The sequence below is a fragment of the Jeotgalibacillus alimentarius genome (assembly GCF_000829445.1).
Taxonomy (GTDB): Bacteria; Bacillota; Bacilli; order Bacillales; family Jeotgalibacillaceae; genus Jeotgalibacillus; species Jeotgalibacillus alimentarius.
This window is the reverse complement of record NZ_JXRQ01000015.1, coordinates 241,622-255,728: the sequence shown is the minus strand read 5'-3', so window position 1 is coordinate 255,728 and position 14,107 is coordinate 241,622. Positions and strand designations below refer to the sequence as shown.

19 protein-coding genes are annotated in these 14,107 nt (G+C 40.7%); 12 read left to right on the top strand and 7 right to left on the bottom strand.

All coding sequences use genetic code 11. The features are described 5' to 3' along the window. Positions 1–8 precede the first annotated feature (8 nt). From KP77_RS05190 to KP77_RS05170, 5 genes are all read left to right on the top strand, one after another. Positions 9–521 (top strand): GNAT family N-acetyltransferase, encoded by a 513-nt coding sequence (locus KP77_RS05190; RefSeq protein WP_041121631.1) that lies wholly within the window; start codon positions 9–11, stop codon positions 519–521. Between the two features lie 311 nt (positions 522–832). Then, positions 833–1,084, top strand: coding sequence for a hypothetical protein (locus KP77_RS05185; protein WP_041121885.1), 252 nt, complete (start codon positions 833–835; stop codon positions 1,082–1,084). Positions 1,085–1,307: 223 nt separating this feature from the next. After that, positions 1,308–1,835 carry an RNA polymerase sigma factor gene (locus KP77_RS05180; RefSeq protein WP_041121630.1) on the top strand — a complete coding sequence of 176 codons (528 nt, stop codon included), beginning with the start codon at positions 1,308–1,310 and terminating at the stop codon, positions 1,833–1,835. Further along, complete coding sequence (locus KP77_RS05175; protein WP_041121629.1) at positions 1,828–2,547, top strand: hypothetical protein; 720 nt, start codon at positions 1,828–1,830, stop codon at positions 2,545–2,547. Before KP77_RS05180 ends, KP77_RS05175 begins: the two co-directional genes overlap by 8 nt. Before the next feature lie 982 nt (positions 2,548–3,529). Further along, positions 3,530–4,141: a YdhK family protein gene (locus KP77_RS05170; RefSeq protein WP_041121628.1), complete on the top strand. Its 612-nt coding sequence runs from the start codon at positions 3,530–3,532 to the stop codon at positions 4,139–4,141. A gap of 46 nt (positions 4,142–4,187) precedes the next feature. Here KP77_RS05170 and KP77_RS05165 read toward each other — a convergent pair whose 3' ends face one another. Continuing rightward, the gene (locus KP77_RS05165) at positions 4,188–4,862 is read right to left on the bottom strand and encodes a response regulator transcription factor (protein ID WP_041121627.1); all 675 of its coding nucleotides are present in this window, start codon (positions 4,860–4,862) and stop codon (positions 4,188–4,190) included. Continuing rightward, positions 4,859–6,172, bottom strand: a complete 1,314-nt coding sequence (locus KP77_RS05160; RefSeq protein WP_041121626.1) for a sensor histidine kinase — start codon at positions 6,170–6,172, stop codon at positions 4,859–4,861. The genes KP77_RS05165 and KP77_RS05160 overlap by 4 nt, the downstream gene beginning before the upstream one ends. Before the next feature lie 152 nt (positions 6,173–6,324). Between KP77_RS05160 and KP77_RS05155 the strand changes: the two genes are divergently transcribed. The 3 genes from KP77_RS05155 (at position 6,325) to KP77_RS05145 (ending at position 7,345) form a co-directional block, all read left to right on the top strand. Further along, entirely contained in the window at positions 6,325–6,651 is a 327-nt protein-coding gene (locus KP77_RS05155; protein ID WP_041121625.1) for a four-helix bundle copper-binding protein, read from the top strand. Positions 6,652–6,779: 128 nt separating this feature from the next. Then, a complete protein-coding gene (locus KP77_RS05150; protein ID WP_041121624.1) occupies positions 6,780–7,034 on the top strand; it encodes a type II toxin-antitoxin system prevent-host-death family antitoxin in 255 nt (84 codons plus the stop codon). Next, complete coding sequence (locus KP77_RS05145; RefSeq protein ID WP_041121623.1) at positions 7,031–7,345, top strand: type II toxin-antitoxin system RelE/ParE family toxin; 315 nt, start codon at positions 7,031–7,033, stop codon at positions 7,343–7,345. Before KP77_RS05150 ends, KP77_RS05145 begins: the two co-directional genes overlap by 4 nt. Positions 7,346–7,391: 46 nt before the next feature. On the opposite strand, the gene KP77_RS05140 is transcribed toward KP77_RS05145, so the two are convergent. Then, the gene (locus tag KP77_RS05140) at positions 7,392–8,684 is read right to left on the bottom strand and encodes an APC family permease (RefSeq protein ID WP_041121622.1); all 1,293 of its coding nucleotides are present in this window, start codon (positions 8,682–8,684) and stop codon (positions 7,392–7,394) included. A gap of 184 nt (positions 8,685–8,868) precedes the next feature. Here KP77_RS05140 and KP77_RS05135 point away from each other — a divergent pair, with 184 nt between their 5' ends. Next, positions 8,869–9,429: a hypothetical protein gene (locus KP77_RS05135; RefSeq protein ID WP_052473976.1), complete on the top strand. Its 561-nt coding sequence runs from the start codon at positions 8,869–8,871 to the stop codon at positions 9,427–9,429. A 27-nt stretch (positions 9,430–9,456) separates the two neighbouring features. Here KP77_RS05135 and KP77_RS05130 read toward each other — a convergent pair whose 3' ends face one another. The 4 genes from KP77_RS05130 to KP77_RS05115 all read right to left on the bottom strand — a co-directional run bounded on the left by KP77_RS05130 (position 9,457) and on the right by KP77_RS05115 (position 12,535). Beyond that, a complete protein-coding gene (locus KP77_RS05130; RefSeq protein WP_041121621.1) occupies positions 9,457–9,879 on the bottom strand; it encodes an NUDIX hydrolase in 423 nt (140 codons plus the stop codon). A gap of 13 nt (positions 9,880–9,892) precedes the next feature. Beyond that, positions 9,893–10,720, bottom strand: a complete 828-nt coding sequence (locus tag KP77_RS05125; protein WP_041121620.1) for a metallophosphoesterase — start codon at positions 10,718–10,720, stop codon at positions 9,893–9,895. A 123-nt stretch (positions 10,721–10,843) separates the two neighbouring features. Continuing rightward, positions 10,844–12,067: a dicarboxylate/amino acid:cation symporter gene (locus KP77_RS05120; protein WP_041121619.1), complete on the bottom strand. Its 1,224-nt coding sequence runs from the start codon at positions 12,065–12,067 to the stop codon at positions 10,844–10,846. A 129-nt stretch (positions 12,068–12,196) separates the two neighbouring features. Further along, positions 12,197–12,535 (bottom strand): NIPSNAP family protein, encoded by a 339-nt coding sequence (locus KP77_RS05115; RefSeq protein WP_041121618.1) that lies wholly within the window; start codon positions 12,533–12,535, stop codon positions 12,197–12,199. 109 nt (positions 12,536–12,644) lie between these two features. Here KP77_RS05115 and KP77_RS05110 point away from each other — a divergent pair, with 109 nt between their 5' ends. From KP77_RS05110 to KP77_RS05100, 3 genes are read left to right on the top strand one after another with little or no spacing between them, the layout of a single operon-like run. After that, positions 12,645–13,100 (top strand): GNAT family N-acetyltransferase, encoded by a 456-nt coding sequence (locus KP77_RS05110; protein WP_041121617.1) that lies wholly within the window; start codon positions 12,645–12,647, stop codon positions 13,098–13,100. Between the two features lie 8 nt (positions 13,101–13,108). Further along, the gene (locus KP77_RS05105; protein WP_041121883.1) at positions 13,109–13,888 is read left to right on the top strand and encodes an aminoglycoside phosphotransferase APH(3'); all 780 of its coding nucleotides are present in this window, start codon (positions 13,109–13,111) and stop codon (positions 13,886–13,888) included. 18 nt (positions 13,889–13,906) lie between these two features. After that, entirely contained in the window at positions 13,907–14,098 is a 192-nt protein-coding gene (locus tag KP77_RS05100; protein ID WP_041121616.1) for a hypothetical protein, read from the top strand. Positions 14,099–14,107 lie beyond the last annotated feature (9 nt).

Genomic DNA, 14,107 nt, shown 5'->3' with positions numbered 1-14,107 from the left:
GTGAAAACATGGATCATAAAGTAATCATCAGGCGCGTAACTACAGCTGATGCAGAGCAGTTAAGAGATCATGCCAGAAAAGTACTGATTGAGAATGCTGATAGGATGGGAACTTCACTGAATGAATTTAATGTAACGATTGAAGAAGAAATAGAATGGATCCGATCACATGAAAAACAGGGTGTAATATTTGCAGCAGAAATTGATGGAATGATTATTGGAATGATTAAGTTCCGGTTATCTTCACTTGAAAAATTCAGTCATCAGGGGTTGTTCGGTATGAGCATTCAGGAAGCCTATACGAATCAGGGGATCGGACGTAGATTGCTTGAACAGTTGTTTGACTGGGCAAAACAGGACGACAGAGTGGAGAAAATTTCACTTGAGGTATTTGCGGATAATGATCGAGCGATTCATTTATATAAAAAGATGGGGTTTGTTGAGGAAGGACGTAAGGTGCGGCATGTGAAGCTTGGACCGGATCGTTATGTAGATGAGCTTTTGATGGGGAAATTTCTTTGAAATAGGCCTAGCAAAAACCAGGAGTGAATGCTAACGGGTTCTGTTGACGAGTACTTTTTGTTAATTTGTAGTGCAAAATGTGTGTTTAATTGAATGAAAAAAGCACCTCGAATTGGGGTGCTTTTTGTTATGGTTTTAAAGGTTTTATTAATTTGACTACCGATATAAAAATTTTACAAGGTAATGGAAATATTTATGTTATAGTAAAAGAAGAGAATGTGAAGATTTACACTTAAACTAACGGGGCAGGATTGTTTAACAAACGATATAAAAAAATGATAGGATACATAATGGTTTGGGGTGAAATAAATATGAAAAGCAAATTAGGTGTATTTTCAACAATATTATTTTTAATTGCGTTAGTATCTTACATTGCTGTTTTGTTCGGTAATGATAGTTTCCTATTAGTCGGGGTGATTTTATCTGTATTAGGGTTTATATTGGGGTTATTCTCTGAAAAAGGTGTGTATAGAAAGATTGGTTTAATTGGAAACGGTATCATCTTATTTGTTACAATCGTTATTCCTTTTATAGTTACGACTTTCTTTTGGAACAGACCTTAATCCTTTCTAATTAAAGTTTGTGAAGTAAGGTACTTAAAGTAACAGGTGCGTTAGTTTAAAAAGCCAATAATAACGACGAAAAGGACTTCCAAATATATGGAAGTCCTTTCATAATAGTAAAAAACAATATTAGACTTTAACAAAGCCTTTTGAAAAATAAAAAAATTTAAGCCAAATGAAGAGTATGTTTGTCTAATAGGTGTAAGACAAAAAAATAAAGAGGGTGAGTACAGTTAACAGATTAGTTAAAAAGGCTCAAAAAGGTGATGATAAAGCCTTTTTAAAAATTTTCCAAAAATATGAAGAGGATATTTATCGAATGGCTTATTTATATGTCAAAAATGAAAGTGATGCTTTAGAGGTGGTTCAAGAGGTGGCATATCGTTCATTTAAAAAGATAGATACATTAAAAAATCCAGAATATTTCAAGACGTGGTTAATAAAAATTGCTATTACTTGTTCCATTGATTTAGTTAGAAAAAATAAAAAGGTGGTCCAACTTAAACCAGAGCATGAAGAGTTTCTTGGTTCGGAGGATGAAGATATTTCTCTTTCCATTACCCTTCAAGAATTATTAGATCAGTTAAGTGAAGATGAAAAAAGTATTGTCATTTTAAGGTTTTATGAGGGTTATTCATTTAAAGAAATAGCAGAATTGTTAAACATGCCTTTAGGAACGACAAAATCGTTGCTATATCGGGCGTTGGATAAACTTCGAAAAAATTTTAAGGAGGCTGATATTTATGAATAATATAAAACAGGAATTAGAAAGCATTAAGATCCCAACAGAATTACACGAAAGTTCAAAACTTGGTGTAAGAAAAGCTAAGTTGGAGCAACCAAAAAGACGATTTAAAAATCCATTAGTTGCAGCAGCAATGATTTCTGTTTTAGCGTTTGGTTCGTTATTATCTCCTTCCGTTCAAGCGACAATTGAAGAACTATTTAGTTTCAATCAAGTTGAGGAAAGTTCTCAATCATATATTGGTTGGACTTGGGGTGGAACAGCAGGAGACGATTCTACTACTTATTCATCTGTCGATAAAATAGAAAGTCAATTTAGTTTGAACATTCCTTTCCCTGAAAAATTGTTAGTAGCTGAAGAGAATGCAAAGTCAAAAGAATATACAGTGAATACAGAGGACGGTAAGTTTGTATCATATAATTACGTTCTTCGAACGAAAGATGGGATGTTTAGAGTGTCGGCTACAAATGTTTCAAAAGAAAAACCTGAATTTTTAGCTGATACAGCGAGAGAAACGGCAATAGAAAAAAAGGTTTCGATCAATGGTGTATCTGGTACATTAATTGGAATTTATGATATGAATGGTTATCATGTTTACATTGAACAAGAGGATTGGAAAATTGTTGTTTCTGGATTTGCAGATTCCTTAGATGGGGGAAGTGCTGCACCTGAAATAACAGAAGAAGAAATTATAAATATAGCTGAAAGCATTAATTAAGCAGGGTTATCCCTGCTTAATTCAACTAACGGTAGCTTTAGTTAAAAAAGTCTAATAAATATACATCAAAAAACGCTCAGAAATCTGAGCGTTTTTATTTGCTATATACTATCAGTGTTGAAATATATACGATCACTATGGGGTTTTCACTATCACTAACAATTTTGTGTAGGAAACTCCCTGTTTCTAACAAATATTTGCACCTCAATTTGTCATACAAAATGTACCCCAAATTGTAGGATCACAATGACTATTGTTCCTTTACAAATTCATCTACAAATTATAATATAGATACACTTATAAAACCATATATATCAACAAAAAGAGACCTGCAAATTAGGATACAATTTGCAGGTCATTTTTATATACATTTTGGTTGAAAGTACTTGTCAACAGAACCCGTTAAGTGAATGCTCCTGGTTTTTTGGTGCGTTTACCAATAAAAAACAATGACAGCAACCAATGCTGTAATATAGTAACCGGCATTTGCATATCGTTTCATTTTTTTAGACAGTGTATCCTGTTCAAGTTTCTTAATATACATAAAGACTGCCAGCATGAGGAGCATAATGATTAAATCTGATAATACGTAGCCATCCTGTGACCTGAGAATAAGAGAATGAAAATGATCGCAGTTGCTATATTGGCCCCGATCACGATCAGTGGTGAGGTCTTTTCATTCAATGGAATCACTCCCTGAGATGAGACTTGTTGCTCTTATTGTAGTGGACGTGGTGGGGGAAGTAAAAAAGCGGGTTCGGTGGATGGGCTGGTGAAGGAATTAGTCTTAACATTGATGGAATCATTCGGTCGTTGTGCCAAGCCCGGCCTTCCGCCTCTAACAAACCTCTGTCATAATCATCTTCACCCTCCAACATTAATAACATTCAGTGACAACAAGCAAAAACTGTTTTTCTGCAAAAGTTCTGCACATTCTTTGGGTAGATTAAATAAGAATCATACATTTGGAGGGATAAAACAGATGAGAAACAAACTAATGATGGGAACGATCGCACTTACGCTTAGTGCTGGACTGGCAGCTTGTGGCGGCAACGAAATGGATGACAACATGAATGAGGACATGGAAGAAAACATGGATGAACAAATGGAAGATATGGAAGAAAACATGGATGAACAAATGGACGGTATGGATCACTCAGGCATGGACATGTCTGGCTCGGGCGAAGTGCCTGAAGGGTTGGAAGAAGCAGAAAATCCAGCTTTTGAAGCAGGCGATACAGCGATTATTACTGAAGCGCACATGGAGGGGATGGAAGGAGCAGAGGCAACGATCGTAGGTGCATACGACACAGTAGCTTACAGCATTTCCTATGATCCTGCCAATGGAGGAGAACGCGTTGAAGACCACAAGTGGATCATTCACGAAGAGATTACAGAAGCTTCAGAGGAACCGTATACTGAAGGTGATGAAGTACAGGTTGAGGCTGAACATATGGAAGGAATGAACGGTGCCACAGCTACGATTGATTCAGCGGAAGAAACAACAGTCTATATGATTGATTTCACGCTGGAATCAGGTGAAGAAGTAACGAATCATAAGTGGGTAACAGAAGAAGAATTATCTGCAGAATAAGTAAAAGCTGAGGGAGTATATAATCTCCTTCAGCTTTTTTCGTCTATCAGTTGACCCACTTATACCCGACGCCCCAGACGGTCTGCAGGTGGTTATCTAAAGGGAAGCCTGTTTTTCGCAGCTTGTCCCTGAGGTTTCTCACATGGGAATCAACTGTCCGGCCATCAGTCCAGGCTTCATATCCCCAGATGATTGTTACGAGTTGTTCTCTTGAATAGGCGCGCCCCGGATTTTTCAAAAACTGACCAAGGATCGAGAATTCCTTTGGTGTCACTTTTATTCGTTTCCCGTCAAAGGAAAGCTCGTGAGAAAATTCATCCCATATGAGTCCCTCGCATTCTATTCTTCTGGCAAAATCATCTGATGTTCTTCTGAAGACTGCATGAATTCTGGCCACTAGTTCATCCTCATCAAACGGTTTTATAATATAATCGTCTGCCCCGGCTTGCAGGCCTTTCACAATATCTTCTTTTTCATGAAGTGCTGTCAGCAAAATGATTGGCACATCTGAGAATCTGCGTACCATTCTGCACGTTTCAAACCCATCCATTACTGGCATCATCACATCTAAAATGATTAAATCAGGTTCTTCATTTCTTACAAGTGCCACAACTTCTTCTCCGCTGCGCAATTTTATACATTCATAGCCGAGTGGCTTCAAATAAAGTTCCAATAAATCAAGCATTCGCTTTTCATCATCTACAAGTGCGATTTTTTTCATGAGGCAACTCCTTTCAAATCAATGATGATGCTTAAGCCGGAAGACGTATTTTCAGCTGTGATCTTTCCGTTGTGAGCTTCAACGATTTCTTTTGCAATAGTCAGACCCAGTCCCGTGCCACCGGTTTCTCTATTCCTTGATGTGTCAACTCTGTAAAGACGGTCAAATAGGAATGGAAGGGCTTCTTCACTGACGCCTGGCCCTTCATCAATAACCACTATGCGGTCTTGATTGACAGTGATTTGAACTGTTTGCCCTTCAGGTGTGTATTTCAACGCATTGTCCATCAGATTAATGATGACTTGCTCGAATCGATTACGGTCAATCTTTTTCGTAAAAGTATGGGGTGTAGTGAACAGCAGTGTGATTTGTTTTTCATCAAACACAAACTGCAGCCGGTCAATGATCCCTTTTATAAATGCTGTCATTTCCGTTCGTTCCGGTTCGATTGTAAAGCTGTGTTCTTCCATTCTTGCAAGTTCGAATAGATCTTCAATCAGCTTATGGAGGCGCTCTGATTCTTCATAAATAATTTCACCATATGCAGATTCTTCTTTTTTTAACAGGCCTGCGTACCCTTTGATATAGGTGATAGGTGTTCTTAATTCATGGGCAATGGAGGTTAAAAATGCTTTGCGTGATTTCTGTATCTGATGCAGATCACCGGATATTTTTGTAATAGCCAGTGCAAGCTCCCCTATCTCATCATTCCGTTTTGTTTCGGGAACAGTAATCACAGCACCTTCACTTAACTTGCCGGCGGCCTGTCTGATCGAGAGCAGCGGTCTGGTAATGAGGTGACTCAGGAAATAAAGGCTCAAAACTAAAAAAATACCAGTCAGCAATGCTGCAATCAGAAAATGGCGGTTTAAGTCGCTGATCAGTGACTGTATTTGTTCTGTCGGTTCAAGCATGATCACACTGCCACCGCCATCGATCAGACTGATACTTGCAAGAAAGGGTTCGTTCCGCCAATCATCTTCTGCAATTCCTTCATTCGCGTTCAGCCAGTCTTGGGATACATGTTCGTCTGCCTGGTTGGAAGCTCCTGCAACCTGACCGCTTTCATCAAGAATAACGACTTCAGTTATCGCTTTTTCTTCCATCATCACAACATGCTCGATCGTCCGCTGGTCAATATTCTCAGACAACACATCACGATGACTATCACCGCGCTGATGCAGACTTTTAAGTTCATTTTGCACCTGCTGCTCTACAAGCAGGTTATGCATCACGAATAATGACACCACCAGAATAATGGCAATGCCTGTTAGATAAAAAAGACTGATCTTTAAAGATAACTTACTCACGTCCGCACCTCATCTCATATAACGAGTATAAGACCATTTTGTGCAGAAAATATGCAGAAATCCAGGTTTTTTAATGAATATGATTAAATTTGTTTGGCAGAAATTTGATCGGGAAAGACAATAATAGAACTTACATAAAGGAGGAGTTTCAAATGAACCAGCAATATCAGGATTGTCTTGAGGCTTGCAAGAAGTGTCTGGAAGCCTGTAACCATTGTTTTGATGCCTGCCTGAGTGAAGAAGATGTGAAGATGATGGCGGATTGTATCCGCTCGGACCGTGAGTGTGCAGATGTGTGTGCACTTGCTATCACTGCCATGCAGTCAAATAGCCCACATGTACGTGAGATTTGTGGACTGTGCGCAGAGATTTGTGAATCGTGTGCAGATGAATGCGCCAAGCATGACCACGATCACTGTCAGCAATGTGCAGAAGCGTGCCGTAAATGTGCGGAGGAATGCCGTAAGATGGCGGTGTAATATAAAGAATAGAAAGCCGGTGCATGTATATTGCACCGGCTTTTTACTATGCGCAATAAATGAAGTAATATATTAAGTAATATCTTATGTAGGATTGTGATATAATTTTTCAAAAGGAGGAAGTCAGTATGCCTAACATTAAACCAGTTTCAGACTTAAGAAATTACAACGAGGTATTGAAAGATATAAGTGAAGGGGCTCCGGTTTTTTTAACTAAAAATGGACGGGGGAGATTTGCAATTGTAGATATTAATGAATATGAAAAAAGTCAGGCTACCATTAAACTTTTAACTGAATTGTTAAAGGCGGAAAAGTCAGTGGAGAAAAATAACAGTTGGTTATCGGATGAGGAGATTAAAAAAGAACTGGGGCTGAACGAATGAGAAACATTAAAATCAGCCCCATTGCTAAAAATGACTTATTAGAAATTAAGAATTACATTATTTCTGAGTTTGACCACCCCGAAGCTGCTCAAAAACTCCTGTCAGATATCATTCAATGCTACGAAACGTTAAAGTCATATCACTTAGCGGGGATGGAACTCGCCTTAAAAATTTCTATACCAACAGATTATCGATATTTAATATGCAATGATTATCTGGTCTTCTATAAGTATGACCATCACTTTATATTCATTTATCGTATTATTGCCTCAAAAAGAGATTTCATCAGAATTCTGTTTGAGAAAGAATGACTGATAAAATCAACAAATCTTTACAGCACTTTCCTCAAATTCAATTCTATTCTGCTGATTTCAAAAAGAACTTCTCCCCAACAAAAGTAAACACTGTAATCCCCACAGCAACAGCTACAATCAGCCAATCCTGCTGCAACTTCACCCAGACAAAAGCCATCAGCACAATTGCATCTATGATCAGTGCGCCTGTGACAATACTGCGGTTTGCTTCAACTTTTCCTTTCAGCTTTTTCAACACGCCCCAATGAATAATCATATCCATAATGAGATAAAGAATGACGCCAATCGCTGCGATCCTGCTTAAATCAAATAAGATCGTCAGGGCCATTGCAAACACAATGGTGTATACAAGCGTATGTTTTTGAATATCACCCGGCATGCCAAAGTGTCTGTGAGGAATCAGTTTCATATCAGTCAGCATGGCAAGCATTCTTGATACGGCAAAGACGCTGGCGATAATTCCTGAAACAGTCGCAAGGATGGCGATGATGACTGTAAACCAGACGCCTGCGTTTCCAAAAGCAGGTCTTGCTGCTTCAGCTAACGCATAATCTTTTGCTTCAATGATTTCAGTAATTGACAGGCTCCCTGAAACAGCCCATGCCAGTAGCACATAGACAGATAGGCTGATAGCAATTGAAATCATAATCGCCCGGCCTACATTTTTCTTCGGTTCTTTAATTTCAGAACCGCTGTTTGTAATCGTTGTAAATCCTTTGAATGCAAGAATCGTCAGTGCAATGGCTGCGATGTAGCTTGCAGGAGAAAGGTCAGGCGGATTGCCTCCTGGTTCGGCTGCTTCAAAAGAGAAGCCTGCTGCCCACAACCCTGCAATTGCAAAGATAGCCAGACCTACGATTTTTAACAGTGACATGATGGAAGTGAAAGTCTGGATAAACGAATTACCTGCAATGTTAATGAGAAAGGCAGTGGTAAGTAATCCTACACCCAGCGCTGGTACAAGCCAGCTGGAGGAATCTGTACCAAACAACTGGAGCGTATATGTACCAAAGGTTCTTGCAACCAGACTCTGATTAATTACCATGGATAATGCCATTAATAAGGCTGCCCCGGCAGTAACAGTGGTTTCTCCGTACGCTTTCACGAGAAACATGCCGATTCCGCCTGCAGAAGGGTATTCATTACTCATTTTGATATAGGAATAAGCACTGAATGCCGTTGCGATCCCTCCTGCGATAAACATCAGTGGAAACCAGGCCCCTGATAGTGCAGCAACTTGACCAAGTAAGGCAAAAATACCGGCGCTGATCATCACACCGGTTCCAAGGCCAACTGCTCCGGTTAATGTAATACTATTTTTCTTATAATCACTCATGCGATCAACTCCTTTGTGTTGCCTATACCCCTAAAGTTTGCAGAATAGATGCAGAGTGCAGAGAAATTAAAATGTTTTTTCAGAAGGAATCTGGACATATCCGGTATGGGCACAAGATATATTCCTTAAATAGGAAACCGATTGATATTTCATCCGTATACATCTATTAAAGGAGTCGGTTCAATTGTTCTATATCGTTCTTGGCGGGATGGCTTTTGTGATCATTATCCTCCTGTTACTTATCAGCAAATTTCAACCTTATTCAGAGTTCATGAATGATTTTAAAGAAGGGTCATTTAAAAAGCTTATTACCATTCTCTCAACAGCAATGGTTCTGGCACTATCGTATGGCATTTACTACGAAGTGACCTATCAGCCGCCTTTTCTGGATGTTCAGTTGGGAGGTCAGCAGTATACGATCTTTGGTGATATCGGGGATATGGGTTATTACACCAGTAATTTAATTTATCAGGGCAAAGAAACTGAATTACATATTGTCTCCTGGGAGGAAGAGGATCTGAATGGAGCGGAAATCATTGTTCAGTATCCGTCAGGAAAAGAAGAGATATGGACAGCTGATTTAACCTCATTAGCATCAGCTTCCATATCAGGATTGCGTGACCGGTATGAAATAAAAGGTATATATCGCGCTTCACGTTACACATTTAAGGAAAAAGGGATTGTTGAACTGAGCATGATGGACGGGAAAAAAGAAATAGAAGAACTGAAGATAAAAGTGAGGTGACCTCACAAAGCTTAGAGTTCTGTGTCTTCAGTTCACATCCCCTTGAAATACATAAGGAGCGGACGACTTCGCTAACTGTTCTAAGCCGTCTCTGTAATAAGGCACCCAGCGATCAGCTTCACTTAAAGTCATCCATTTCACATCAGCTATGGTTTCAGTGTCCTGAATAGCGATTTCCCCGCCTGCTATGCTTGCGGAAAAAGTGATGAAAATGGCATGGTGCTGTTCTTTCGTCATGAACGCTTCATTGACTGTCAGGATCCGGCCGAGCTCAACTTTCAGGCCGGTTTCTTCCTCAGCTTCACGGACTGCTGCGTCATGCAGTGTTTCACCGGGCTCAACAGACCCGCCAGGCAGTGACCAGTTATCGTATTTCTTATTGTGAACCATTAATACTTTTTCGTTCGTTTCGTCAAAAATGAGTGAATATACAACATCGATTCTTTTCATTTTCATCCTCCTGTCAATTATTTTTTAGTATGATTTCCACTACTTCAGGCCGGTTAAAGATCCGGAATGGAATGATGCTGTTGCCAAGACCGCGGCTGACAAGCAGGGTGGATCCATCCATTTCATAAATACCTGAAGTGTACTCAGGGAACAACCCCTGATCTGGTGCAACGACACCGCCAAGAAACGGAATTCTGAACTGTCCTCCGTGAGCATGGCCTGAGAGGATCAGGTCAGATCCGTATTCACGGTAAAGTGAGAATAACTCAGGTCTGTGAGCCAGCAGAATTGTAAATTGTTCAGTATCCGCCTCACTGAATGCCTGCTTCAGATTTTCTTCAGCTGCTGTAGCATCAGAAATAACTGGGTCTTCAACACCTGCTAATAAGAAGGAATCTTCTTCGTATGTAATCGTTACTGTCTCATTCGTCAGCACCTTCACACCAGCCGCAATCAGCTTTTCTCTTAAGTCATCATACTTGCCGGACCGCTCCTCGTGATTACCTGATACATAATAAACCGGGGCAAGCTGCACCATTTCTTCAGCAAGCGTCAAGGCAGGTTCTTCATTGTACCGCCTGGAATCAATGATGTCACCGGAAATGACAATGATATCCGGTTTGGCCTGCTTCACTACATCAACCAGCTTCTCCTGATTTTCTCCAAAAGACTTGTTATGAAGATCTGACAGTTGAATGATCTTAAAGTCATCAAAGCTTTCTTGCAACTTTTCAGAAGTGATTGTGTAGGAACTCATGGTGAGCGCGTTATTCTGGTAATTAAAAAAGACAACCAATATCGGTACAGTCAGCAAGATAATCAGCCATTTTTTGTTTTTCATTTGGCCCTCCTGATTAAGAGTTACATAGTGAAGTATACGAAAAACAGCTGAATAAGTTTCAAAATGAGAGATAGGCTTAGAGGATATAAAAAAGCTGCCCAACGTATAGGGCAGCTTCCTGCATCAAGCAGCTTTCTTCTTTTCCTCTGTCTTATTAATCACGCTGGAGCCTACAAGGTCACCTGTGACATTCAGCATCGTTGCACCCATTCCGACCAGTACATCAATCGCTGCAAGCAGTGCGACAGCTTCCATCGGCAGACCGATCTGGGCAAATACTGTAGCGATCATGACGATGCCGGCACCCGGTACACCTGCTGTTCCGATTGAAGCAAGCGTTCCGACAAGTACGACCATCAGCATTTCAGTAATGCTGAGCGGCTCACCAATTACGTTAGCAGCAAACACTGCAGAGACGGCAATCCGGATCGCAGCACCATCCATATTGATCGTTGCACCAAGCGGCAGGCTGAAGCCATATAAACTTTTAGACAGCCCAAGATTCTTAGCAGCATTCAGTGTTAGTGGCAGTGTACCTGAACTGCTCTGCGTGGCAAATGCAGTCAGCATCGGTGTTCTGGCTTCCTTAAAGAACGCAGCAGGGCTGATTTTAAACAGTAACAAGACTAAAATATAGAGGGAGATCTGTACAGCGATTCCCACATACAGCACCATGACAACGTTCCAAAGCTCAAGCAGGATTCCTGTACCCTGCGTTCCGACTGTGTTCGCAACGATAGCAAATACACCAATTGGGACATGTTGCAGCACACCGCGCACAACGAACATCGTTGCTTCGTTCATTCCATTCGCAACATTGTATACCTGCTCACCAAGTAACTGTGTCTCTTCTTTAGAGCGAAGATAGGAAATCGCAATACCGAAGACAATCGCTGTAAATATAATGCCGAGCAGATTGAATTCTGAGAATGCTGTCACGATATTCGATGGCACAATACTGAGCAGCACACTGACGATGCCCGGGTTTTCCGGCGCTTCAAATGTTTCACTTGTGTCCAGCACCATGCCTGTACCGGGTGAAAACAGCGAAGCTACAGTCAGTCCGACAACAATTGCAAGTGCTGACGTTCCCGCATAATAAAGAAATACCTTCCCGCCCATGCGGCCAAGTGAATTCAGCTTTGTCTGGTTCACACCTACAATTAATGTGAACAAGATCAACGGCAGAATTAAGAAGTTCAACAGATTCATCAGCAGATCGCCAAGTGGTGTCAGCACAGATGCGTCTTCTCCGAAAATAAATCCGACCGATGCACCAATGATCAGGGCAATCGTTACTTTTAAGATGAGCGAAGCATCCAAATACCCTTTCCAGATCTTTTTCAATGGAATCCCTCCTGTAATTAATTTATATTTTAACACCTTAAAGTCTCATTAATCAGGTCGGGATTAAAGGTAATATAATAGAAAGGGATTGTCAAAGGAGTTGCCTGATGAAATTTCATCAAAGCCGAATCATCCCACTGTATCCTCCAGCGCTTCATTTTTCGCCTCAAGAATATACTCGCTGAATACTCGATCTCTTCCACCTTGTTTCTTATACCATTCCTGAATCCGTGCTACATGCTCACTGTCACCTTTAATTCTGGTTTCGATTTCCACATAATCTTCGTAGCTGTCATACTCCCAGATCGCAAACACTTCAGTCGTCCCATCCTTCTGATCGCGCATCCACCGTCCGATAAGGCGTGTGCCATGCTTCAGCTGATTAGGCAGGTTGGTCTGGTTAAAATGGTCATTAAACGTTTCGATAAATGAATTTTTGACGATATAATGCTTTCTTCTGTAAAACAAATGTGTTCACTCCAATTTTTAGAAATAGACTCTATGATTCTTTCTGTTAAAAACAAGGAGATTCCTGCATGAATAGAGAATAAGATGAATTGAAACAGGGGGGATGACAATGTATCAGTATTTTAATGGTCTGGTGATCAGGGAAGGAACGAGAGGGATACCGGCATCTGAGGTGGAAAAGCTGTTTCAGGAAGCAGGATGGGCCCGCAGGATTCCAGACTGGCAAAAGGAGAAATATACGCTGATGTTCGAACATTCGACGTGGGCATTTACAGTATGGGATGAAGAGAAAATGGTTGGGATGATCAGAGTCATCTCAGATCAGGTAATGGCAGCTAATATTATGGATCTGGTTGTGTCGGGTGATTATCGCGGCAGGGGACTGGCCAGAAAATTAGTAGAGCTCTGTGTGCAAAAACTGCCCCACGGCGACTGGTTTGCTCATACCTCAGCGGATAACTTTCCGTTTTATCAAAAGTGCGGCTTTGAAGTGAAGGACCTGTCTCAAAATGGGACATGTGCTTATTATGGATATATGAAAGCAAGGGAAGAGGGACATCGTTGACAAGGGGATTGAAATTTAACTTAGATAAAGAATTACTTGATAAGCTTGAGGTCATTACAGGCAGCATTCATCGTGCTGACATGATTGATGAGCAAGGGTGGACATCAGCCGTCCATAAAATCTCAGCAGCAAACGGGAATTACATATTAAAGAGTTCATTTAAAGAAAAATACCGTGAATGGCTGAAGACAGAAGCAGAGGTGCTGAAAAAACTTAAAAGTCAGCAGGAGATTCCTGTGCCGGAGTATATGCATTACATAGAAGAAACGGGACGAAACCATTTGCTAATGAGTTATGAAGAGGGGGTGACGCTGACAAAAGCGTTAAGGGAAGCTGCCAGTCAGGATGAGAAAAAACAGCTGATGAAAAGCTTCGGTCAGCTGCTGTGCAGGCTTCATGAAACAGAGACCGCTCATTTAGAACATACTGGTGATTGGCTTGAAGACCAATTAAAAAGGGCTGATCGTTATCTGAAGGCAGGAGAGTGTGACGGTGACAGGGAACTGCTTGAAAAACTGAAGGCGAATCGACTTGCTGAAGTAAAACAGACGGTTATTCATGGAGATTGTACAACAGACAATGTCATGGTCAGGGACGGAGAAGTGAGACTGTTTATTGATGTAGCCGGAATGACAGTTGGAGATCCCCGCTATGATGTGGCGCTCGCGATTAGAAAAGTAATGGCTGACAGCGAACTGACGGAGGCTTTTTATGAAGGGTACGGGCTATTTCGTCTGAGTTCGAGAGAGTTTAATTATTTTGAGAACGGGTTGTATGAGTTTTTTTGATTGAAAGGGGCGAGAGTAATGGGTGTCTTTTTTGTAATTTTAGGCTTTGCAATCTTTGTTTTTGGATCTGTTACACCTATTAGTGACTTCATCACAATTCCTTTATTTACAGTAGTGACAGGGTTTGGACTGTGGTTGACTTATCGGGAAAAAAGACGGCAGATAATTGAAGCAAGAACATCAAAAAAGCAAAACACATGGCTGGCATAGCATGGGTTT